Source organism: Chitinimonas sp., from assembly GCF_036568685.1.
Classification (GTDB): Bacteria; Pseudomonadota; Gammaproteobacteria; order Burkholderiales; family Chitinimonadaceae; genus Chitinimonas.
Genome location: NZ_DATCSC010000090.1, coordinates 1 through 23,106, shown reverse-complemented (window position 1 = coordinate 23,106; position 23,106 = coordinate 1). Strand labels below are relative to the sequence as shown.

At 63.1% G+C, this 23,106-nt stretch carries 15 protein-coding genes; 13 read left to right on the top strand and 2 right to left on the bottom strand.

What is annotated here, in order from left to right; all coding sequences use genetic code 11:
* The first annotated feature begins 4 nt into the window (after positions 1 to 4).
* Positions 5 to 1,618 (top strand): methyl-accepting chemotaxis protein, encoded by a 1,614-nt coding sequence (locus tag VIM95_RS13450; protein WP_331986457.1) that lies wholly within the window; start codon positions 5 to 7, stop codon positions 1,616 to 1,618.
* Positions 1,619 to 1,858: 240 nt separating this feature from the next.
* Here VIM95_RS13450 and VIM95_RS13445 read toward each other — a convergent pair whose 3' ends face one another.
* A complete protein-coding gene (locus VIM95_RS13445) occupies positions 1,859 to 2,290 on the bottom strand; it encodes a thioesterase family protein (RefSeq protein WP_331986455.1) in 432 nt (143 codons plus the stop codon).
* A gap of 134 nt (positions 2,291 to 2,424) precedes the next feature.
* Between VIM95_RS13445 and VIM95_RS13440 the strand changes: the two genes are divergently transcribed.
* The 12 genes from VIM95_RS13440 (at position 2,425) to VIM95_RS13385 (ending at position 22,485) form a co-directional block, all read left to right on the top strand.
* On the top strand, positions 2,425 to 4,548 hold the full coding sequence (locus VIM95_RS13440; protein ID WP_331986453.1) for an AsmA family protein: 2,124 nt from the start codon (positions 2,425 to 2,427) through the stop codon (positions 4,546 to 4,548).
* 151 nt (positions 4,549 to 4,699) lie between these two features.
* Positions 4,700 to 6,229 carry a histidine ammonia-lyase gene (gene hutH, locus VIM95_RS13435; protein ID WP_331986451.1) on the top strand — a complete coding sequence of 510 codons (1,530 nt, stop codon included), beginning with the start codon at positions 4,700 to 4,702 and terminating at the stop codon, positions 6,227 to 6,229.
* Positions 6,230 to 6,233: 4 nt separating this feature from the next.
* Positions 6,234 to 6,932 carry a histidine utilization repressor gene (hutC, locus tag VIM95_RS13430; RefSeq protein ID WP_331986450.1) on the top strand — a complete coding sequence of 233 codons (699 nt, stop codon included), beginning with the start codon at positions 6,234 to 6,236 and terminating at the stop codon, positions 6,930 to 6,932.
* 300 nt (positions 6,933 to 7,232) lie between these two features.
* On the top strand, positions 7,233 to 8,903 hold the full coding sequence (gene hutU, locus VIM95_RS13425; RefSeq protein WP_331986449.1) for a urocanate hydratase: 1,671 nt from the start codon (positions 7,233 to 7,235) through the stop codon (positions 8,901 to 8,903).
* Positions 8,904 to 9,183: 280 nt separating this feature from the next.
* A complete protein-coding gene (ypfJ, locus tag VIM95_RS13420; RefSeq protein WP_331986447.1) occupies positions 9,184 to 10,065 on the top strand; it encodes a KPN_02809 family neutral zinc metallopeptidase in 882 nt (293 codons plus the stop codon).
* 7 nt (positions 10,066 to 10,072) lie between these two features.
* Complete coding sequence (gene hutI / locus VIM95_RS13415; RefSeq protein WP_331986445.1) at positions 10,073 to 11,296, top strand: imidazolonepropionase; 1,224 nt, start codon at positions 10,073 to 10,075, stop codon at positions 11,294 to 11,296.
* Positions 11,297 to 11,523: 227 nt separating this feature from the next.
* Positions 11,524 to 12,462, top strand: coding sequence for a formimidoylglutamase (gene hutG, locus VIM95_RS13410; RefSeq protein ID WP_331986443.1), 939 nt, complete (start codon positions 11,524 to 11,526; stop codon positions 12,460 to 12,462).
* A gap of 831 nt (positions 12,463 to 13,293) precedes the next feature.
* The gene (hsdR, locus tag VIM95_RS13405; RefSeq protein ID WP_331986441.1) at positions 13,294 to 16,797 is read left to right on the top strand and encodes a type I restriction-modification system endonuclease; all 3,504 of its coding nucleotides are present in this window, start codon (positions 13,294 to 13,296) and stop codon (positions 16,795 to 16,797) included.
* Between the two features lie 42 nt (positions 16,798 to 16,839).
* Positions 16,840 to 18,294, top strand: coding sequence for an N-6 DNA methylase (locus VIM95_RS13400; RefSeq protein ID WP_331986439.1), 1,455 nt, complete (start codon positions 16,840 to 16,842; stop codon positions 18,292 to 18,294).
* Positions 18,291 to 19,721: a restriction endonuclease subunit S gene (locus tag VIM95_RS13395; protein WP_331986437.1), complete on the top strand. Its 1,431-nt coding sequence runs from the start codon at positions 18,291 to 18,293 to the stop codon at positions 19,719 to 19,721. Before VIM95_RS13400 ends, VIM95_RS13395 begins: the two co-directional genes overlap by 4 nt.
* Positions 19,718 to 21,394, top strand: a complete 1,677-nt coding sequence (locus tag VIM95_RS13390) for an AAA family ATPase (RefSeq protein WP_331986435.1) — start codon at positions 19,718 to 19,720, stop codon at positions 21,392 to 21,394. The genes VIM95_RS13395 and VIM95_RS13390 overlap by 4 nt, the downstream gene beginning before the upstream one ends.
* Entirely contained in the window at positions 21,394 to 22,485 is a 1,092-nt protein-coding gene (locus tag VIM95_RS13385; RefSeq protein WP_331986433.1) for a hypothetical protein, read from the top strand. Before VIM95_RS13390 ends, VIM95_RS13385 begins: the two co-directional genes overlap by 1 nt.
* A gap of 496 nt (positions 22,486 to 22,981) precedes the next feature.
* Here the strand turns inward: VIM95_RS13385 and VIM95_RS23400 are convergent.
* A partial coding sequence (locus VIM95_RS23400) for an integrase core domain-containing protein (protein ID WP_414648469.1) occupies positions 22,982 to 23,106 on the bottom strand: 125 nt, incomplete at its 5' end.

The window sequence follows — 23,106 nt, the reverse complement described above, 5'->3', positions numbered from 1 at the left end:
CACTATGTCCATCGGCAAGCGTCTCATGCTTATGTTGGCCCTGGCGCTGGCGGCGCTGTTGATCGTCGGCGGCGTTGGCATCAGCGCGTTCAAGGCGCTCAATACCCAGGTCAAGTCGCTGACTGACAACAGCATTCCCAGTGTGCAGGCCACCAGCGATATCGCCATTGCCTACCGCGAAATGCGCGCCCTCTTGCTGTCGCACATGATGGAGCAGGATGCCGACCTCAAGAAGGCTTTCAACCAGAAGGTGGACGAGGCGACGGCCGCCGCCAAGCGGGCGGTGGATGGTTACAACAATCTGGTCGACGATGAGACCGACCGTGCCAACTACACCGTGCTGAAGAAGGCCTTCGACGTCTATGTCGCCGGCTATGGCGAGGCCTTGGCCAACTCCAATGCGGGCAAGAATGACCAGGCTGTGGCCGCACTGTATGGCAAGGTGTTGCCGGCCGAGCAGCAGGTGCAGGCGGCGATCGAGAAGGTCTCGTCCTACAACCTGAAGCTGCAAGAGGCTTCGTCGGCGGAGGCGCAAGCCATCTACCAGCGGGCGATGAGCATCCTGATCGTGGTGATCGTGCTGGCAGTGGTGTCGCTGTCGGTCTTTGGCGTGCTGATCTACCGCGCCGTGACCACGCCGCTGGCGGTAATGGAAAAGACGGTGGAGCGCATCGGTCGTGATCTGGACTTTACCCAGCGGGTGCCGATCAACAGCCGCGACGAGGTGGGCCTGACGGTAGCGGCCTTCAATCGACTGCTTGATACCCTCCAGAACAGCTTCCGCGAGATCGCCGGTGCGGTGGGTGGCGTGAATGGCCAGGCCAATGAGATGGCCGCGGCGGCCCGGCAGATGTCGCAGAGCTCGGCCTCGGCCAGCGAATCGGCCGCCAATATGGCGGCCACGGTGGAAGAGGTCACGGTCAGTATCAACCATGTGGCCGACCGGGCCGTTGAGGCCAACCAGATGTCACGCCGCTCGGGCGATATTGCCGGTGAGGGCGAGGTGGTGATACAGGCTACCGTGAGCGAGATCAACGGGATTGCCGAGCGGGTGGCCGATGCTTCGCAGCAGATCGACCTGCTGGCACGCGAGAGTGCCAATATCGGTGCGGTGGTGGGCGTGATCAAGGACGTGGCCGACCAGACCAATCTGTTGGCGCTCAATGCGGCCATCGAGGCGGCCCGTGCCGGGGAGCAGGGCCGTGGCTTTGCGGTGGTGGCGGACGAGGTGCGCAAGCTGGCTGAGCGGACCTCGGTCTCGACCCAGGAGATCAGTGCCCTGATCAGTACCATCCAGCAGGGGGCCGACACCGCGGTAGCGCGTATGCGCGAGGTGGTGGAGCGGGTGGATGCCGGGGTGCAGAAGGCCAGCCAGGCTGGCGGCACGATAGGCCAGATCCGCCAGGGATCAAGCCAGGTGGTGGATATGGTGGAGGACATCAGCCACGCGATCCGTGAGCAGAGCGCGGCCAGTACCAATATTGCCCAGCAGGTGGAGCGGATCGCACAGATGTCGGAGGAGGCCAACGGGGCGGCCGGCAATACGGCGCAGGCGGCCAACCAGCTGCAGGAGCTGGCCAACCAGATGCAGGTAACGGTTGCCCGTTACCGAGTGTAGCGCTGTCTAACGTAGAGACAGTGCGTTAAGGATGAGTTCAACGCAGGCGCCCGGGAGACCCGGGCGCTTGTCGTTTGCGATGACTGAGGCAAGCGCTGCCGCTTTATTGAGCCCCGCCCGCCGGCGGGAACCCCGCTGACGCTCGTCGGCACTTCGTCCAGGCAGTTGTTACGCAATTGCGGGTCCGCTGCCAGCGGGGGCTCGAACGTAGATGTTCTGCGGCGTGGTCGCCGCAGCGGCTTATTCCGCCGACCAGTGGGGGAGGCGCTCGAACTGCTGGCGCAGTTCGCCGTCCAAGGCGATGGCGCTGCCTTGTTTGGCGCTATAGATCACGAAGGTGACGTCGGCTTCGGCAACTACGGTGTCGGTGCCCTTGAGGGTGACGCGCTGGTGGATGACGGCGCTGCGGCTGCCGATCTTTTGCATGGCGGTGGCGATGCTGAGTTCCTCGCCCATCAGCGCGGCGCGGCGGTAGTCGATGTTGATGTTGACGATCACAAAGGCAAGACCTGCCTTGGTGAAGTAATCGATGGAGCCGTGCGCCTCGGTAAAGCCCCAGCGGGCTTCTTCCAGGAATTCCAGGTAGCGGGCGTTGTTGACGTGGCCGTACAGGTCGAGGTGGTAGCCACGGACCTTGATATCGGTCAGGTGCGGCGCTTGGGCGTTGCTCATGGGGTTCTCCGGGGGCATGGGGCGCGAAAAACGCCAGTTTAACAGCCGTCCTGTCCCTACCTGCTGATGCCAATGTTGTAAAAGCGAGTGCTTATGGATTCCAAAGCCAGCGCGCGGCTGGAATAATCGCGGCCATGCCTTTGCAAGAATTGCCCAGCCGCCTGCGTCGCGGCCTCTACGTCCTCCTGGCCCTGCTGCTGCCGGTCATTGCCCTGCCGCTGTTCAACTTCAGCAGCTGGGCCGACAAGCTGGCGCAGGACGCCAGTGAATCGCTCGGTCGCCGGGTGGCGGTCAAGGCCATGCGCCTGGCGCTGTTGCCGCGCCCCAGCGTGACGCTGGAAGGGCTGACGGTGAGCGAGCCCAATGGCCGCTCGCTGTTTGCCCGTTTCGACAATGCCCGCTTTTCGCTCTCCTGGGGGGCCTTGTTCGGTGGGCAGGTCGAAGTGGTCGATGCCCGGGTCGAGGGGTTGGCGGCCAATCTCTATTTCCTGGGCGAGGGGCGGCTCAATATCGATGATCTGCTGACCCGCCGGCCCAAGTCGCAGCGGCTGAGCTGGCGACCCGAGCGGGTAGACCTCGTGGATGCAGCGCTGACCTGGAACGATCTGCATGGTCAGGTCACCCGCTTCCGCAAGCTGGACCTGCATGCCTTGGACCCGGAAGGTGACGCCGGTGCGATCACCGTGCTGGGCCAGCTGACGGCACCGGACTGGAGCGGTGGATTGCGGGTGGACAGCCAGATCCAGGTTGATCGGCAGCGCCTGACCGCTCATTTGCAGGGCTTCCGTTTGGCGATCAAGGCCGAGACGCCGGAGTGGCGCGACGGCAATCTGGAATTGACGGGTGACCTCAGTGCCGCGGCGCTACCGTGGCGCGGCCGGCTGGCCCATGCCACGGTGCGGGCCTCGGCCCAGCGCGGTGACCAGCGATGGCAGACCACCATCAAGAGCCCGGAATTCCGAGGCGGCGAGGGGGGGCTGGCGACCGGACAGATCGAGGCGGACTTCGGCATCAAGAGCAGCCAGCGCGAGCTCGCCGGCCAGCTTAAGCTGGCGCGGCTGGCAGCCGACCCGCAGGGTGGGCTGGTGGCTGACACTGCCAAGCTGGGCCTGCGCCTCCTGGATGACACCCAGAACGCGGTGCTGGACATTGAAAGCCCGCTACGCATAGATGACTGGCGGCGTATCTCGCTGGAAGGCTTCAACCTGACCGGCTCCTACAACCACAAGGCCCTGCCCAGCGGAGCGATCAAGCTGGAGCTGGGTGGCCGTACCGCCGTGGACCTGGAGAAGGAACGCTTCGACTGGGACAGCCGCGGCAAGCTCGACGGCGCGGCGGTGACCGCCCAGCTGTCACTGGAGAATTTCCTTACTCCCCGCTACGCCTTCGGGCTGGATCTGGCCAAGCTGGATTTGACGCCCTATCTGCCGGCGGTCGACAACGCCCCGACCCTGGACCCCAAGCAGGTGCTGAACTGGTCCTGGTTGGACGGCCTGTCGGCCCGTGGCGATATCAAGCTGGGTGAGCTCGATATCGGCCGTTTCCGGGTCTTCAACCTGCAGACCCACGTTGAGGCCGGCAAGCGGCAGGTATTGCTGGAGCCCTTGGCGGCCGATATCTACGGTGGGCAGCTCAAGGGCAGGGCGCTCTTGAGCGGTGGCAAGGTGCCGCGGCTGCAGCTGACCCAGACCTTGCAGGGTATGGAGGTGGCGGCCTTGATGTCTGACACCTTCGGTATTGACCGCCTGTCGGGGCGCGGCAATCTGAATGTGGACGTCAATGCGCCGGCGATCAGCATCGATGCCTTGCGACGCGGCCTGGCCGGACGGGTGGATGTGATGCTGTCGCGTGGTGAGATCGCAGGCCTCGATGTGGGCGATATGCTGCGCGGCTTGCGTAACAACCTCGCCAAGCTGACGGGCGACCTCGTCAAGGTGGAGACCGGCCGTGGTACGCGCTTCTCGGACCTGAGCGCGCGCTTTGTACTCAAGGATGGCGTGGCGGAGAGCCGCGACCTGCAGATCCGTGCGCCCTTTGTGGCGCTGGAGGGCGGTGGCAAGCTCGATATCGGCCGTGGCGAGCTCGACTACCTGCTCAATGCCACCGTGCGTGGCGGCAGCGGCCTGCCCGAGCTCGATGCGCTCAAGGGCGTGGTGGTGCCGATCCAGATCGCCGGGCCGCTCAACGCGCCGGCCTATCGAGTGGATACCCGTGCGCTGCGCGAGAAGCTCAGCGCACCGGCCAAGGGCGGCAAATAGCCGCGCGGGCCTCTGGGTGCCAAGAAAGCCGCCGGTCTGGGACCGGCGGCTTTTTTCTTGCCGCGTGGCGGCCGTGTTGCAATGCAACTTGTCTATACAAATAAGCCGGAGTAGAGTCGCGGCCATTGATAGCCCTCAGATGAGTACCCCCATGCATGCGCTTACCCTGACCCCCGGCAAACTCAACCTCGCCCAGTTGCGCCAGATCATGGCCGGCGGCGTACGTATTACGCTGGACCCGGCCGCGGTGCCTGGCATCGAGGCGGGGGCCCGTGCGGTGGCCGCCATCGTCGCCAAGGGGGCGCCGGCCTATGGCATCAACACCGGCTTTGGCCGCCTGGCCTCCACCCACATCCCCAAGGAACAGCTGGAGCTGTTGCAGAAGAACCTGGTGCTGTCGCACGCCGTGGGCGTGGGTGAGCCCATGGCGGCACCGGCTGTGCGCCTTTTGATGACGCTGAAGATATCCAGCATGGGGCGCGGCTATTCCGGCATCCGGCTGGCGGTGATCGAGGCGTTGGTGAAGCTTCTGGACGCCGACATCCTGCCGCGTATTCCGGTCAAGGGTTCGGTAGGGGCCTCGGGCGACCTGGCGCCGCTGGCCCATATGGCAGCCGTGCTGCTGGGCGTGGGCGAGGTGTTGGTGGATGGCCGCTGGCTGCCGGCCACCGAGGGCTTGGCCCGCGTGGGCCTGCAGCCCATGACCCTGGCGGCCAAGGAAGGCCTGGCGCTGCTCAATGGTACGCAGGCCTCCACCGCCTTGGCGCTGATGAATATGTTCGCCATCGAGGATCTCTACCAGACCGCCCTGGTGTCTGGCGCGCTGAGCGTGGACGCGGCCGCCGGTTCGGTGGTGCCGTTTGACCGTCGCATCCACGAGCTGCGCGGCCATCCCGGCCAGATCGAGGCGGCGGCCGCCTACCGCGCCCTGCTCGATGGCTCGGCCATCAACATCAGCCACAAGGACTGCGACAAGGTACAGGACCCCTACAGCCTGCGCTGCCAGCCCCAGGTCATGGGCGCCTGTCTGGACCAGATCCGCCACGCGGCGGTGGTGCTGCTGCGCGAAGCGGATGCGGTGTCGGACAACCCCTTGGTCTTCCCGGACAGCGAGGAAGTGCTGTCGGGCGGTAACTTCCATGCCGAGCCGGTGGCTTTTGCCGCCGACAACCTGGCGCTGGCGGTGGCCGAGATCGGCGCGCTGGCCGAGCGCCGTATTGCGCTGCTGATCGACGCAACCCTGTCCGGCCTGCCGCCCTTCCTGGTGCGTGACGGCGGGGTGAACTCGGGCTTTATGATTGCCCACGTGACTGCCGCGGCCCTGGCCAGCGAGAACAAGACCCTGGCCCACCCGGCCAGTGTGGACAGCCTGCCGACCAGTGCCAACCAGGAAGACCATGTCTCCATGGCCACCTTTGCCGCCCGCAAGCTCGGTGACATGGCCGAGAACGTGGCACATATCCTGGCGATCGAGCTGCTGGCTGCCGCCCAGGGCGTGGACCTGCGCGCACCGCACCAGACCTCGCCGCGCCTGTTGGGTGCCATGGCGCTGATCCGTGGCAAGGTCGAGCACTACCATATCGACCACTACTTCGCGCCGGATATCGAGGTGATCGCCGAGCTGGTGCGTGCCGGTGCCTTTGCCCGCCTCGCGCCCATGCGCTTCGATTCGCAAGGCTGAGACCATGGCTAACGTCCCGGCCTACCAGGCGATCAAGGACCATATTCTGGCGGCCATCCAGGCCGGCCAGTGGCGGGCTGGCGACCAGGTGCCGAGCGAGAACGAGCTGGTGAAACAGTTCGGCGTTGCCCGCATGACGGTCAACCGGGCGGTACGCGAGCTGGCGGCCGAAGGCGTACTGACGCGCAGCCAGGGTGCCGGCACCTTTGTGGCGGCCACCAAGTACCAGAGCACCCTGGTCGACATCAAGAGCATCGCCGAGGAGATACGCGGCCGCGGCCACGAGCACGCGGCCGAGCTCTTGAAGTTGCAAGCGGTCAAGGCCGACGCGGTGCTGGCGGCCGAGATGGGGCTGGAGCCGGGTAGCCAGCTCTACTACTCGCTGATCCTGCACCGAGAGAACGGTCAGCCCATCCAGCTGGAGGAGCGCTGGGCCAACCCGCAGCTGGCGCCGGACTACCTCAAGCAGGACTACGGCCGGGTGACCCCGAACGAGTATTTGACCCGCAGTGCGCCGCTCTCAAGGGTGGAGTACCGGATCGAGGCCCGCCGGCCGGACCGCTCGACCCGCGCCAAGCTGGCGATGGACAAGGACGAGCCCTGCCTGGTGCTGCACCGGCGGACCTTTTCCAAGGGCCAGGTGGCGAGTGTGGCCAATCTTTACCACCCGGCCGGGCGTTACCAGTTCAGCGGCTTTTTTTGAGAGCCCGTTATGAATCCAGGACATTGAATTGTGTGGAGGGTAGGGCAAGCATCAGGGAAACCCTGGTGCCAGGCGGCGGTGGGGCGCACACAGTGGGCTCTCTCCTGTTTGAATCCACCCCCTCCGCCGCGGCCGCGTGGTTGTTGCCTCTTCAGGGGCTTACCAGCACGGCGCCCTCCTTGCGGGGGTGAAGCCTCGCTGACGTTTGTCAATGCTTTGAACCTACAAACCCCGGTGTGGGGCTTAGTACCCACCCAGTGATACCAACCGTCGGCCGGATGGCCGCGACAGGAGACCGCCATGAGCGACCCCCGCATCGACCCGACCCGTGTGATCCGCGCCCCTCGTGGCACTGAGCTGAGCTGCAAGAGCTGGCTGACCGAGGCGGCCTTCCGCATGATCCAGAACAACCTCGACGCCGAGGTGGCCGAGCACCCGCAGTCGCTGGTGGTGTATGGCGGCATAGGCCGGGCGGCGCGCGACTGGGCCTGCTATGACCGCATCCTCGACACCCTCAAGACGCTGGGCGACGAGGAGACCCTCTTGATCCAGAGCGGCAAGCCGGTGGGGGTGTTCCGTACCCATGCCGATGCACCGCGGGTACTGCTGGCCAACTCCAACCTGGTGCCGGCCTGGGCCAACTGGGAGCATTTCAACGAGCTCGACCGCAAGGGCCTGATGATGTACGGCCAGATGACCGCCGGCTCGTGGATCTATATCGGCACCCAGGGCATCGTCCAGGGCACCTACGAGACCTTCTACGCGGTGGCCAACCAGCACTTCGACGGCAAGCCGCAGGGCCGCTGGATCCTGACCGGTGGCCTGGGCGGCATGGGTGGCGCGCAACCGCTGGCCGCGACCATGGCCGGCTTCAGCATGATTGCGGTGGAGTGTGACGAGACCCGTATCGACTTCCGCCTGCGTACCCGCTACCTGGACCGCAAGGCGCACAACCTGGACGAGGCGCTGGCCATGCTGGAAGCGGCCAAGGCCGAGGGCAAGGCCGTCTCGATCGGACTACTGGGCAATGCTGCCGATGTATTTGCCGAACTGGTGAAACGCAATATCACCCCGGACGTGGTGACCGACCAGACCAGCGCCCATGACCCGGTGCACGGCTACCTGCCGCAGGGCTGGGATGTGGCGCAGTGGCGCGCGGCGCAGAAGAGCGACCCGGCCGGCGTGGCCGCGGCCGCCAAGCGCTCCATGGCCCACCATGTGCAAGCCATGCTGGACCTGCAGGCAAGCGGCGCTGCCACCTTGGACTATGGCAACAATATCCGCCAGGTGGCCAAGGACCAGGGCGTCGCGAACGCCTTTGACTTCCCGGGCTTTGTGCCGGCCTATATCCGGCCGCTGTTCTGCAAGGGCATCGGCCCCTTCCGCTGGGTGGCGCTGTCGGGCGACCCGGAAGATATTTACAAGACCGACGCCAAGGTCAAGGAACTGATCCCGGACGACCCACACCTGCACAACTGGCTGGATATGGCGCGCGAGCGCATTGCCTTCCAGGGCCTGCCGGCACGGATCTGCTGGGTGGGCCTGGGAGACCGGCACCGGCTGGGCCTGGCCTTCAACGAAATGGTGCGCAAGGGCGAGCTGAAGGCACCGGTGGTGATCGGCCGCGATCACCTCGATTCCGGCTCGGTGGCTTCCCCCAACCGCGAGACTGAAGCCATGCGCGACGGTAGCGATGCGGTATCGGACTGGCCGTTGCTCAATGCCCTCCTGAACACCGCCGGCGGTGCGACCTGGGTATCGCTGCACCATGGCGGCGGCGTGGGCATGGGCTATTCGCAGCATTCCGGCGTGGTGATCGTCTGCGATGGCAGCGAGGCGGCCGACAAGCGTATCGAGCGCGTGCTGTGGAACGACCCGGGCACCGGGGTGATGCGGCATGCCGACGCCGGCTACGAGATCGCCCAGGACTGCGCCCGCGAGCGGGGCCTGAACCTGCCCATGCAGCGCTGAGCTAACCTGCTAGATATTCGTGATCGTATAAGCTGACATTTGTTCAGTGCGCCTACGAGCGTAGCGAGGTTCCCCGCCGGCGGAGCGGCTGCCAGAGTTCTTGGCGCTTTAGCGCCTAGAACCTGTGCGTGCAAAGCTGCGGGAGGGGTAGGGAAGCGATAGAGGGTTGAGCCCTGCCTCCGCATGCGAGGAACGTGAGCACCCGGGTTTCCCGGGTGCCTGCGCTGACATTTCTGACAGTGCAGCTCGTGGGTTTATAGCGGGCTCAACGGAGAGAGTGATGCGTCTTGATGATATGGACGAAAGCGACAACGTCGAGGACGTGGGCGACGGCGGCCGTGGTGGTGGTGGCGGAGGCTTGCCGCTGGGCGGCATCGGTATCGTCGGGGTGCTGGCTGCGGCCGGCATCAGCTATTTCTTCAATGTCGACTTCGGCTCGGCCTTGCATGTGGTATCTGGCGTGGAGCAGGCTACCCATGCGCCGGCGGCACCCAGCCATGCCGGCAAGAAGCCGGACATGAACGACCCGGAGGTGAAGTTCGCCGCCCGCGTGCTCAAGAGTACCGAGAACGTGTGGGACCAGCTCTTTGCCGAGCAAGGTCTGACCTACCGCAAGCCCAAGCTGGCCTTGTTCCGCAACGGCGTGCGCACGCAGTGCGGCTTTTCCAGCTCGGCAGTCGGGCCCTTCTACTGCGCTGGCGACGAGAAGGTCTTTATCGACCTGGCCTTTCTGGACAAGCTGCAGCAGAAGCTGGGCGCACAGGGCGAGTTCGCCCGTGGCTATGTGATTGCGCATGAGGTGGGCCACCATGTCTCGCACCTCTTGGGCACCTTGGACAAGGCGCACCAGCAGATGGCCGGCGAATCCCGCACCGAGGCCAACCGTGAATCGGTGAAGCTGGAATTGCAGGCGGACTGCTTTGCCGGCATCTGGGGCCACTATGTGGCCAAGCAGAACCGGCTGGAGCCGGGGGAGGCCGAGCAGGCGCTGCGAGCTGCCCACCAGGTGGGCGACGATACCCTGCAGGAGGCGGCCGGACGCCAGGTGCAGCCCGAGAGTTTCAATCACGGCAGTGCGGAGCAGCGTATGCGCTGGTTCCAGCGTGGCTTTGATGCCGGGCGCATCGAGGCGTGCGATACCTTCAGCACGGCCAAGCTATAGGACAGCCATGCCCCACAATACCCTGATCCGCCATGTGCACGCTGCGACCATGCTGCCCGGTTCGGACTATGGCCTCTTGCGCGATGCCGCCTTGCTGATCCGTGACGGACGCATCGCCTGGCTGGGCCGCGAGACGGAGCTGCCGGCAGGCCTGGGCGACTGCGAGGAAGTGGACGGCGAGGGCGGCTGGCTGACGCCGGGCCTGATCGACTGCCATACCCACCTGGTCTACGGCGGCGATCGCTCGCATGAATTCGAGATGCGGCTCAATGGTGCGAGCTACGAGGAAATTGCCCGGGCCGGTGGCGGTATCCGCTCTACGGTGGCGGCCACCCGTGCTGCCAGCGAGGTGGAGCTGTTCACTGCCAGCCTGCGACGGCTGGATGGCATGCTGCGTGAGGGCGTAACCACGGTAGAGATCAAATCCGGCTATGGCCTGGACCTGGAGACCGAACGCAAGATGCTGCGCGTGGCGCGGCAGCTGGGTGAGGCGCGCGCGGTGCGGGTGCGTACCAGCTATCTGGCGGCGCATGCGCTGCCGCCGGAGTACCAGGGCCGGGCTGATGACTATATCGATGCCTGCATAGACTGGCTGGCGGTGCTGGCCGGCGAAGGTCTGGTGGATGCGGTCGATGCCTTCTGCGAGCGCATCGGCTTCAGCCGCGAGCAGGTGGAGCGGCTCTTCAAGGCCGCCAAGGGCCTGGGGCTGCCGGTCAAGCTGCATGCCGAACAGTTGTCGGATTCCGGCGGTGCCAAGCTGACTGCCAAGTATGGCGGACTATCGGCCGACCACCTGGAGTGGCTGGATGAGAAGGCGATTGCCGCCATGGCCGAGAGCGGTACGGTGGCGGCGCTGCTGCCGATAGCCTTCTATTGCCTGCGTGAAACCAAGGTGCCGCCGATTGCGGCGCTGCGCCAGGCTGGCGTGGCGATGGCGGTATCGACCGACTGCAACCCGGGTACGGCGCCCTCCAGCAGCCCCTTGCTGGCGCTGAACATGGCCTGCACCCTGTTCGGCCTGACGCCCTCGGAGGCGCTGACCGGCATGACCCGTTATGCGGCCAAGGCACTGGGCCTGCTGGAGGAGACGGGTACCCTGGCGGTGGGCAAGCGGGCCGATGTTGCGCTGTGGCGCATCGCCCGGCCGGCCGAGCTGTGCTACTGGCTGGGGGGCGAGCCGCTGTGGCAGCGCTGGCATGAGGGGCGGATGGTTTTGCCGTCGGCCCATTGATGTTGACGCTTCGGTTGGGGCTGAGGTGTTTGTTCAGCGCCCGGCTCAGCCGGGCGTTATTCCTCAGTGAAGGTCATAGAGGGCCTCCTCCCTTTATTGATCTCACTCCCCCCGCCCTCGCTCAAGCGAGGGAGCCTCGCTGGCGCTCGTCAGTGGGTATTGGGGCCGTTTGTTGAATCTTCTGGGCACAGGTTGCATACCTGCTTGCCCCAATACGAGAGAAATCCATGTACCAAGTCGCGGATATGAGTGTTTGGCAGGGCCGGAATGACAGTGAGGAGGGGGCGCTGGGGCGGCGTTGGCATGAGCGGGTGCAGCAGCTGCATGAAGCGGCCGCGGCCGGGACGGCGCTCCTGGGCTTTGCCTGCGATGCCGGGGTGAGCCGCAACCAGGGTCGGCCGGGTGCCAAGGAGGGGCCGCAGGCGATACGCAAGGCGCTGGCCAATCTGGCCTGGCACCACGAGGGCCATGTCTACGACGGCGGTACCGTGGCGTGCGAGGCGGACGCCTTGGAAGATGCGCAGGCCGAGCTGGGCCGGCAGGTGGCGCACCTGTTGGCAGCGGGGCACTTCCCCCTGGTGCTGGGGGGCGGCCACGAGATGGCCTATGGCAGTTTTCTGGGTCTGGCGCGCCATGCCGAGCTGCAGAAGCGGCGGCCGCGCATCGGCATCGTCAACCTCGATGCCCACTTCGACCTGCGCGCCGGCGAGCGGGCCAGCTCGGGCACGCCCTTCCGGCAGATTGCCGAGGCGTGCGAGGCCAACGGTGCCGACTTCCTCTACCTGGTCTATGGCATCTCGGAGCCGGCCAATACCGAGGCCCTGTTTCACCGTGCCCGCAGCCTGGGCGTGCAGTGGCGCGGCGACGAGGACTGCCACCGCGACAACCTGGAAAACCTGCTCGATACCCTGACCTTCTTTGCCGACCAGGTGGACTGGCTCTACCTGACGGTGTGCCTGGACGTGCTGCCGGCCGGGGTGGCGCCGGGCGTATCGGCCCCCGCGCCCTATGGCGTGGAGCTGCCGGTGGTGGAGGCCTTGATCGATGCCGCCAAGGCGACCGGCAAGCTGATGCTGGCCGATATTGCCGAGCTGAACCCGAGCATGGATAGGGACGGGATTACGGCCAAGGTGGCGGCGCGGCTGGCCTGGAGGCTCGCTCGCTAGTGCCCTGAGCAAGCAGCAGAGAGTAGCTGAGTGCAGTGCAGGCGCCCGGGAAACCCGGGCGCTTGCCGTTTAGGACGGCTGAAACAGGCGCTCGGCCCTGTTCGAATCCCTGCCTGCGGGCGCTGGTGCTCATTGACGGCCATGCTGGTTGTAACTGACCGCTCAACCGGATTGCGCTGACCCGTGAAGTGGCTGCGAATGGGTCAGTCAGTGAGCGACGGTATTCGACCCAAAATAGCCAAGGCGTCGCTCGACTACGATCGACTGCTACTCGGCCAAAGCAGCCTGTTAGCATGCGAGGCAGTAACGACCGGTTTACAGAGAACTTCAGACACGCTTGGACTGGAGGCCAAACCCTTCCGCTCGTCGAGAAGTGCGAGCGCAAGCGAGGCTGATGGATTGATCGACATGCGTACGGCCGGCAAGCATGTTCAGTTGGCGTCCTAACACACCTGCGTGCGCCATGATTCTCTGCGCAGAGCGCGCCAATATGCCGAAGACTTGTTGGCTGGAAAAACGATTCCAGATATGCTTAGCAAAACGCTAGCGTTTTTCACACAGGAGCAGCTCATGGCCGTCACGAAGACAGAGGTTGTAAGCGTTAGAGTCCCACCGGATGTGAAGGCTGCGCTTGTCGCCGCCGCCGAGCAGGAGCGGCGCAGCTTGGCATCTATGGTCGAGTATATGGTGCTCGAGTACTGCAGATCGCGCGGCATTGGAGGTGAATGGGCGGCGGACGCCGCAAGCGCGCATAAGAGTGTTGTGAAAGGTTAAGGCCACCAAACACCGCAAGGCGAACGAGCTTGCAAGGACTTAAGGGGCAAGAGGTCAATGGCAAGAGACATCGCGCAAGGATTAAGCAATTTCGGATTTCTAACTGAGCACAGCCCGTTGCTCGCTGATCTTGGGGCAACCGCGGAGCGGCTCTATCCCTTCGATCCGGCGAGCTGCGTGCTCAAGCTGCGGTTGTTGGCCGAGTCGATCACGCAGGATGTGGCGTCCCGTGTTGGTGTGCGCCTGATTCAACCCACCCAGGCAGAGATGCTGCGCGCAGTGGACCAGCGCCTGAGCCTTGATCCGCAAGTGCGGCAGATGTTCCATTTGCTGCGCCAGAGGGGCAACGAGGCTGCACATCAGGTCGACCATCGTATCGGCTACCGCGAGGGCCTAGAGGCGCTGAAGGTAGCCCGTGAAATCGCGCTCTGGTTCCATCGAAGCTTCGGCAGCGACGCGGACTTCAAGCCCGGTCCATTCATCCTGCCGGACGACCCCAGCCAGCGGCTGCTTACGATGCAGCAGCAAGTGGCTGACCTCACGCAGAACCTGCAGCAGGCCCAGAGTGAACAGGCGGCCAAAGGCCAATTGGCAGAGTTGTTGGCCGCCCAGGCAGCACAGGAGCGTGTGCTGGCCGAACGGGCCGCCGAAGAGCGCAGCCTCTACGAAAGTCTGGCCGAAGAGGCTAGCAGCCGCTACGTCGCCCTCAAGGCCGAATTCGACGCCCACCTGCAAACCGCCAATGCTGCGCTGGACGTACCCACCTCGCTGGACATTCAGGCCTTTGCGCAGCGCACCACCCAGGCTGCACAAAAGGTGGCGATGGACGAAGCTTCCACCCGCCTGCTCATCGATCAGATGCTCAAGGACGCCGGCTGGGAGGCCGACACCCATGAACTCACCCATGCCAAAGGCGCACGGCCGGAACGCAACCGCAACTTGGCGATCGCCGAATGGCCCACTGCGGGCAAGCAGAGCGCCGACTACCTGCTATTCGCCGGTCTCACACCCATTGCTGCAGTCGAAGCCAAGCGCCTGAACGTCAACGTCGCCGGGAAGATTGGTCAGGCCGAGCGCTACGCCCGTGGCTTGCAAATCGAACCCGGGCACGAAGCCGCCTGGCTGGCTGAAGGCCGCCAGGGCCCCTGGCCCGACGGGCAGGGAGGAGTGTTTCACCTTCCCTTTGCCTACTCGTGCAACGGCCGCCCGCTGGTCAAGCAGAGCCCTGAAGCCAGCGGCACCTGGTTCCGCGATCTGCGCCACCAGGGCAACCTGGCCAAGCCGCTGCAAAGCTTCCACTCACCTGACGGCTTGCTCGACCAGCTCCACCGCAACAAGGCCGAGGCGGAAGCCAAGCTGCAACAAGAAGGCTTTGCCTACTTGGGTCTGCGCGATTACCAGCAAAAGGCTATCAGCGCAGTGGAAGCCGCGCTGGCCGCCGGCCAGACCAAATGCCTGCTGGCCATGGCCACCGGCACGGGCAAGACGCGCACCATCATCGGCCTCATCTACCGCCTGCTCAAGGCCGAGCGCTTTCGACGCATCCTGTTCCTGGTAGACCGCACGGCGCTAGGCGATCAGGCCATCGACGCCTTCAATGAAGCACCGCTGGAGCAAAGCCAACCCCTGTCCAAGATCTACAACATCGCTGAACTGGGCGACATGGCTGCCGAGGCCGAAACTCGCGTGCAGGTGGCCACAGTGCAGGCCATGGTCAAGCGCATCTTCGGCAGCGACAACCCGCCTCCGCTGGACGCCTTCGACTGCATCATCGTGGACGAAGCACACCGCGGCTACACACTGGACCAGGGCATGACCGAGGGCGAGCTCGCCCTGCGTGACCAGACCCAGTACCTATCCACCTACCGGCGCGTGCTGGACTACTTCGACGCCGTCAAGGTAGGGCTGACCGCCACCCCGGCACGCCACACCACCGACATCTTCGGTCGACCTGTCTACACCTACTCGTACCGTGAAGCCGTGGCCGACGACTGGCTTATCGATCACGAGCCCCCCATCCGCTACCAGACCTTGCTGAGCCAGCACGGCATCCACTTCGACAGCGGCCAGCAGGTCGAGGCCATCAACCTCGGCACCGGCGAGATCGAAACCGCCGAACTGGACGACGAATTGCACTTCGAGCTGGAAAGCTTCAACAAGCGCGTCATCAGCGAACCGTTCAACCGCGTCATCTGCGAACAGCTCGCCCAGGAGCTGGACCCCATGGGCGAAGAGAAGACCATGATCTTCTGCGCCACCGACGCGCACGCCGACATGGTCAAGCGCCTGCTGGGCGACGCCTTCAAGGCCGTGCACGGCGAGCACTACAACCAGGCCGCGGTGGAAAAAATCACCGGCGCGTCCGACAAGGTGGACCAGCTCATCCGCCGCTACAAGAACGAGCGCTTTCCCACCATCGCCATCACGGTGGACCTGCTGACCACCGGCATCGACGTGCCGCCTATCTGCCACCTGGTCTTCATGCGCCGGGTGCGCTCGCGCATCCTGTACGAACAGATGATCGGCCGCGCCACCCGGCGCTGCGACGACATCGGCAAGACCGTCTTCAAGATCTACGACCCGGTGGACCTGTACGCGTCACTTCAGGCCGTCAACACCATGCAGCCGCTGGTGAAGGACCCAAAGGTCACGCTGGAACAACTGTTCGACGAACTGAACAACCCCGCCGCGCATCAAACCGCAGGCAGCGCCCCCGGCCGCAGCCACGCGCACGACGTGCTCGACCAGCTCAACCAGAAGCTCATGCGCGTTCTGCGCGACGCCGCGCACAAGGCCGAGAAGAAGCCGGCCCTGAAAGATAAGCTGGACCAGTTGGAACAGCAATGGGGCGTCCCGCCGCCGCAACTGCATCGTCACTTGCACCAGCTCGGGCAAGAAGGTGGTCCCCAGGCCGCAGCCGAATTTCTGCGCCACAACACCCGCCTGTTGCTGCAACTTGCCGAGGTCAAGCAGCTCCTGGGCACGGCCTACATGCCCGTCATCGCCACCCAGGCCGACGAACTGCGGGAACGCAGCCAAAGCTGGGGCCTGTACGCCAAGCCCGAGGACTACCTCGACAGCTTCAGCCACTTCGTACGCGAACAAATCAACCAATCGGTTGCCATGGCCACGGTGGTCAACCGACCCAAGGACCTCACCCGCGAACAGCTCAAGGAAGTGCGCCTGTTGCTTGACGGCGCGGGCTACTCCGAAGCCAGCCTCAAGGCCGCTTGGCGCAAGCACAGCAACCAGGACATCGCTGCCGGCGTCATCGCCTACATCCGCCAAGCGGCACTGGGCGAAGCGCTGCTGCCCTTCGATCAGCGGGTGGCCCAGGCCATGCAGAAGATCTACGCCCAACACGCATGGACACCGGTGCAGCGCAAGTGGCTGGACCGCCTGGCCAAACAACTCACGCACGAACTGGTCATCGACCAAGCTTTCGTCAACAACGCCTTTGCCAACGATGGTGGTGCGAAGCAGCTGGACAAACTGCTGGGCGGGCAGCTTGACAGTGTGATGGGCGCGTTGGCTGCCGGTCTCTGGCCACGCGCCGCCTGACAATTCAGCGTTTGACGCTAAACAGATTCAGAGAACTCAAAAATGACTACTCAAGACATCGTCCAGAAGCTCTGGAATCTTTGCGATGTGCTGCGCGACGACGGCATCAACTACAGCGACTACGTCACCGAACTCGTGCTGCTGCTCTTCATCAAGATGGAGCACGAGAACACAGAGAGCGGCATCCTGCAAGGCCACAAGCTGCCGGCCTACGCCCGCTGGCCCGAGTTACGCGACAAGAGCGGCCTGAACCTGCTGCGCCACTACCGCGAGACCCTGCTCAAGCTCTCCGCCAGTGACGACCGGCTGATCGCCGCCATCTACGCCGACGCGCAGACCAGCCTGAAAGAGCCGCGCCACCTGGAACAGCTCGTCAAGAGCCTAGACGGCATCGACTGGTTCAGCGCCCGGCAAGACGGCCTGGGCGACCTGTACGAAGGCCTGCTGGAGAAGAACGCCAGCGAAACCAAAAGCGGCGCCGGCCAGTACTTCACGCCCCGCCCACTCATCGACACCATCATCAAGGTCATCCGGCCCCAGCCCGGCGAAACCGTGCAAGACCCGGCTGCCGGCACCGCAGGCTTCCTGATCGCGGCCGACCGCTACATCAAGGACCAGACCGACGACCTCTACAACCTCAGCGAGAAAGAACGCAAGTTCCAGCGCAACCAGGCTTTCCTGGGCATGGAACTGGTGCCCGGCACCCGCCGCCTGGCGCTGATGAACTGCCTGCTGCACGGCATGGAGGGCGACGACGAAGGCGTGGTGCACGTGGGCAACACCCTGGGCAGCGCCGGCAGCGCCCTGCCCAAGAGCCACATCATCCTCAGCAACCCGCCCTTTGGCACCGCCAAGGGCGGCGGCGGCCCCACCCGCGACGACCTGACCTTTGCGACCAGCAACAAACAGCTCGCCTTCCTGCAGCACATCGTGCGCCACCTGCGCGACGGTGGCCGCGCCGCCGTGGTCCTGCCCGACAACGTGCTGTTCGAGGCCGGCGTGGGCGCCGACATCCGCCGCGACCTGATGGACAAGTGCCGGCTGAACACCATCCTGCGTCTGCCTACCGGGATCTTCTACGCCCAGGGCGTCAAGACTAATGTGCTGTTCTTTGAGAAGGTCAGCCAGGCCGCCACCGGCAGCACGCAAGAAATCTGGGTGTACGACATGCGGGCGAACGCGCCCAAGTTCGGCAAACGCACCCCGCTGACCGACGCACACTTTGCCGACTTCATCGCCGCGTACGGCGACGATCCTAACGGTAAAGCCACACGGCAGGACCAGGGCGAACAGGGGCGCTTTCGCCGTTTCAGCCGTGAGTGGATTGCGAGCGAGAAAGGCGACAGCCTGGACATCGCCTGGCTCAAGGACGACAGCGCTGAAGACGCTGCCGACTTGCCCGAACCGGCCGTGCTGGCGCGCGAGGCGATGGACGAGCTGAGCGGGGCGGTGTTGGAGTTGAAAGCGATCCTGGCGGAGCTGGGGGAAGGGGCATGAATCAGCAACCACTGGGCTGGGGCAATCCAACGCTGCTGGACTGTTCTCAGTTTGTAAGGGGCGTTACGTACACCAAATCAGATGCCACCGATCGGAGTGCAAGCGGACTGATTCCCATCGTTCGCGCGAACAACATCCAGGCAAGAGGGTTTGAGCTTCAAAACCTCGTTTACGTGCCTGCAAGCCTTGTGTCCGCTGAACAGGTTCTGAAATGCGGAGATGTAGTTATCGCAACGTCGAGTGGCAGCATCAGCGTGGTTGGGAAGGCTGCGCAGGTGCGAAGAGAACAGCCTATGTCGTTTGGTGCATTCTGTGGCGTTCTGCGCCCCTCATCTACAATCAACGCTCGTTACTTCGGCCATTTCTTTTCGTCTAAGGCTTATCGCGACGCTGTCAGTGAAATGGCACGTGGCGTGAATATCAACAACCTGAAGCGCGATCACTTCCAGGCGATCAATATTCCGCTGGCTCCTTTGGCCGAGCAAAAACGCATCGCCGACAAACTCGACACCATCCTCGCCCGAGTGGATGCCGTCAACACCCGCCTGGCCCGCGTCGCCCCCATCCTCAAACGCTTCCGTCAATCAGTTCTCGCCGCAGCCACGTCAGGAAGGCTGACAGAGGATTGGCGTCGCTCGAACGCAGACTGGGCTATGCATTCCCAGTGGCTCCAACGCAACAACGAGAGCGACCCTCCACCAGACATCAATAGTTTAAATGTTCCATCCACTTGGCGAATTCTGCGTGCGCAGGATGTGGTCGAGTCTGACGCAAACATCGTCTACGGCATCGTGCAGCCTGGACCAAAATTGGTCAGTGGCATACCGTATGTTCAGACCACCGACATTGCTGATGGCCGAATTCAGGTAGGTTCCTTGTGCCGAACTAGCGTCGACATTGCAAATAGGTATCACCGGTCATCGATCAAAGGCGGCGACGTCTTGCTCGGCATCATTCGCGCGACCAAAGTCGCCGTGGTGCCGGATGAACTTAGCGGTGGGAATATATCCCGCAGTGTCGCCCGCCTCAGGCCTTGTAGCGACATGGTGCCGCAGTTTCTAGCTATCGTGCTTGAATCACCTGCCGTCCAAGACTGGTTTCGTGCGCAGCACCGTGGCATGGATATGCCGGTTCTCAACCTTGCTCAGGTCAGGCTTGCTCCTTTGCCGATAGCACCGATTGAAGAACAAAGGGAGATCGTCCGCCGCGTTGAAACTCTGTTCGCCTTCGCCGACCGCCTCGAAGCCTGCCTGCTAACCGCTCAGACCGCCACCGACCGCCTGACCCCGGCCCTGCTGGCCAAGGCCTTCCGCGGCGAACTGGTGCCACAAGACCCGAACGACGAACCTGCGAGTGAACTGTTGCGCCGACTGCAGCAGGAAGCACCGTCGACCAGCACAAGACGCGGACGGAAAAGCGCTGTATGAAGCTGCTGTCGATCGAGCTATTCGGGCAATACAAAGGCCTAAAGGATCAGGCCTTTGATTTCTCAACGGTTAAAGGCGATGTTGCCGTCCTCATTGGCGCCAACGGTTCGGGCAAGTCGCAGGTGATGGAACTCATCGCAGAGGCCTTTGCCTTCCTTGAACGGCGGCAGCGACAGGACTTCCGGGTACGTGCGCCGCTGGGGTATGACTTTCGCGTTACCTACGAGATGGCTTCGTCTCGCTACGAAGGTTTGCGCCGGTTCGCCGTGGACACGCGGCATCGTCTTCGCATCGCGGTGCATCGGCGCATTGACCAGCCTCACGATGGTATTGCGCAGCCGGCCCAGGGGACATGGAGTGAGATCACGGCGGATGGCTCCTTGGAAGATTTGGCGCTACCACGGGTCATCGGATACGCCTCCGGCATGTCCGAGAACCTTCAGCGAGCCTTCATGCGCAACGCGCTTCAGTACTTTGACGTGATTCGGATCAGGTCAAACTTGAAGAAAGAGCTTGCGCAGCCCGAAGTGGATGAAAGGGCAACGCTGGCCATCAATGAGCGCTATCTCAGGCGCAACCCGGGCATATTCGCTGCCGAAGGGGAGGATCCCGAATCGGGCCTTTTCAGGCTACGCGAGACCGACACGGCGATACCCAGGAATCTCTTCCTCGACTATGACTGCGCAGCGCTGCTGATCGCCACACTCGGTATGCTTCCGCATGCTGCCCGTGACGAGGTGTGGAACGAGATCCCATTCCGCCATCCTGCGCGAGTGGTGTTGAGGTATGACCTGCGTGGCCAGGCAACTGCTTCGGACAACGCCCGCGACATCAAGCGTTTGATCGAATTGGCTGGGCCAAACAGGTGTACGCCGATCTCTCTACGAACCAGCGAGAGCGTGTATGAGTTGCTGGAATTGGACTTCTTGGCTGGCGACATCGAGATTGATTTCCGGGACCCGGAAGTCATCCGTCGGATGGCTGACAACTCGCGAGCGCCTGACCAGTGGTTCTCGGCGCTGTACAAGCTTCAACTTCTGGGCGTTGATGAATGGTCTGGGACGGTGAAGCGCGCACTGCGTCGCGACGACTTTCAAGGCCATGTAGAGAAACCGCTAAAAGGGAAGCTTCCACTTTCGGTGCAGGAACTCTGGATGTCAGATGGCGAGCGTACCGTTGCGTTTGACGATTTGAGCGATGGGGAAGTACAGCTTCTGTTGACACTTGGTGCCGTGCGACTCTTCGGGGACGATGAGACGCTGTTCCTCTACGATGAGCCCGAAACGCACCTGAACCCAAGCTGGCGCACACGATTCCACTTGGATTTTGAAAAGGCCAACGAAGCGAACGGAAAGGTCCAAGCCTTCATCTCGTCACACTCGCCTTTTTTGGTCTCTTCGCTACCTCGTGAAGCGGTCTTCCACTTCAAGAAGGTCGACGGTGCGACTGACATGACGAATCCGCCAAGAGAGACCTTTGGCGCATCGTTTGACGTACTGATAAAAAAGCACTTCAACCTGCGTGCAACGATCTCCGAAACAGCTGTCCAGGAAATTCGCGAGCGGTTGGAAAACCCTCAACTCACAACCGAAAGAAAGTTGGAATGGCTTGAGGATTCCATCGGCGAGTCGATGGAGCGTTCGTATCTCATCAATAGGTTGAGAAATTCCTGATGCTGTTTGAGATCAGACCAAATCTTGAGCATTCGAAGGTTTTTGACGGGCTTAACTTATTCCTTGTAGAAGCGATGCTGGCGGCGCTGGAAAGGCGGCAAGTGGATGAAGCCCACCTTCCGGCCGGCCTGTATGCTGCGATTACTGGAAATGAGCCGACTCGCACTGCGGTTGATGCCCTGTTGGCAACGCTGTCGGCGCTTGATCAAGTGCAAAAGCAAGCTCTTGGGGCTGTATTGGCGGCGAGAACTGACCCGTGTGCTTTCCTGTCCGACCGGACAGTACCGCTGACAGCCATACCCGAAGCGGTTTTTCCTGCATTGAAGTCACTGGCTGTTCACCTCTTTCAGCGCACGGCGAAGCTCCGAGGCGTGGAGCAAGCGTGTGGTGAATGCATTGACGACCACTATGCACGCTTCCGCCACGGCAATGCGCCAGGCAATGGCAATGTGTGCTGCGTTTGTGGGACCGAATACCTTGCTCAGATTCGGGCTGACGAGAACGACAACGAGCAGTGGCGCGGCCCGTACGACCACCTTCTAGCAAAAGACCTGTACCCGATATACGGAGTCGATCCCAAGAACTTATTGCCCATCTGCAACACTTGCAATTCCAAGGCCAAGCTGGCCAAAGACTTGGTTCTCAAAGATGGAGTCCGTCGCCTCAGCTTTTCGCCCTGGGCTGAAAGCGCATCGTTGCAAGAGATCGAGGTGGTCGTCGATGACGCGAACGATCTGTTTCCACGCGTGGTCGTGAACCTTCGGAGCGCAGATCCTGATCGACAAGAGAAGCTCGCGACCTGGGATGACGTCTACGAGATCAAGTCTCGCGTGGAGGGTGAATTCAAGGAGTTGGGAGCAAAGTTGGCCGAGGATGCTCGCGCGGCTGACGATGCATCCTTTCTACAGAAACTCCGTGAGGTCGGGCTTGCCAAATTCCAGGCACAAAGGCTGACGCCCTTCAACTACTGGCGTGCGCGTGTCTACGTGGCGGTGATTAACATGAATCCGGGGAGCCGTGAGGCTTTGCGCCAGGCGACTGCCCTGACGCCCCAAACGATTCAGGACATGGAGGCGCTGTTCTTCCAGTGAACAGCGGTCTCAGTGCAGAAAAGCAGCTCCCGATGAGTGCCCTGGTGACTGTTAGGAAAGGGGCATGTCCAGATTCTTGTGTAAACCTGCCGCTCAAGAGAAACATGCTGACCGACCACTTTGGCCGAATACCGGTCATTTGGAGTTGACCGCTTCTACCTGAACTACGACGTAACCTCGCTCTGCCGTTGTGGCTGCATACTAAACTGGTGCGGTCACCACCAGTATGGAATGCCGAAAATGGTCAACGCTCGCCGGCATACACGGTCATCTTCGCCGGAATCCGCACCTGCCCCTCCCGCAGCCTTGCAGGCACAGGTTCCAGGCGCTAAAGCGCCAAGAACTCTGGCAGCCGCTCCGCTGGCGGGGTACCTCGCTGACGCTCGTCAGCGCATTAAATGCGGTTTGCCTTCCACTCCCACAGCGTCGTGGTGCATCTGCAGATGGCGGCGCTTACAACCTGCCTGACAAGGCGGCCGTTGACCTGCCCCCATCTTTAGTACGAACCACTTTTAGAGTCCGTTGTTAAATCCCGCTCCCGTTTGCAAGCCTCTGCGAACTGTGTCGGGGTCAGGTAACCCAGCGAACTATGTGGTCGCTCGGTGTTGTATTCGACGCGCC

Coding starts and splice junctions, on each gene's coding strand:
- VIM95_RS13450 (WP_331986457.1), top strand. CDS start 5: ATGTCCATCGGCAAGCGTCTCATGCTTATGTTGGCCCTGGCGCTGGCG.
- VIM95_RS13445 (WP_331986455.1), bottom strand. CDS start 2,290: ATGAGCAACGCCCAAGCGCCGCACCTGACCGATATCAAGGTCCGTGGC.
- VIM95_RS13440 (WP_331986453.1), top strand. CDS start 2,425: ATGCCTTTGCAAGAATTGCCCAGCCGCCTGCGTCGCGGCCTCTACGTC.
- hutH (WP_331986451.1), top strand. CDS start 4,700: ATGCATGCGCTTACCCTGACCCCCGGCAAACTCAACCTCGCCCAGTTG.
- hutC (WP_331986450.1), top strand. CDS start 6,234: ATGGCTAACGTCCCGGCCTACCAGGCGATCAAGGACCATATTCTGGCG.
- hutU (WP_331986449.1), top strand. CDS start 7,233: ATGAGCGACCCCCGCATCGACCCGACCCGTGTGATCCGCGCCCCTCGT.
- ypfJ (WP_331986447.1), top strand. CDS start 9,184: ATGCGTCTTGATGATATGGACGAAAGCGACAACGTCGAGGACGTGGGC.
- hutI (WP_331986445.1), top strand. CDS start 10,073: ATGCCCCACAATACCCTGATCCGCCATGTGCACGCTGCGACCATGCTG.
- hutG (WP_331986443.1), top strand. CDS start 11,524: ATGTACCAAGTCGCGGATATGAGTGTTTGGCAGGGCCGGAATGACAGT.
- hsdR (WP_331986441.1), top strand. CDS start 13,294: ATGGCAAGAGACATCGCGCAAGGATTAAGCAATTTCGGATTTCTAACT.
- VIM95_RS13400 (WP_331986439.1), top strand. CDS start 16,840: ATGACTACTCAAGACATCGTCCAGAAGCTCTGGAATCTTTGCGATGTG.
- VIM95_RS13395 (WP_331986437.1), top strand. CDS start 18,291: ATGAATCAGCAACCACTGGGCTGGGGCAATCCAACGCTGCTGGACTGT.
- VIM95_RS13390 (WP_331986435.1), top strand. CDS start 19,718: ATGAAGCTGCTGTCGATCGAGCTATTCGGGCAATACAAAGGCCTAAAG.
- VIM95_RS13385 (WP_331986433.1), top strand. CDS start 21,394: ATGCTGTTTGAGATCAGACCAAATCTTGAGCATTCGAAGGTTTTTGAC.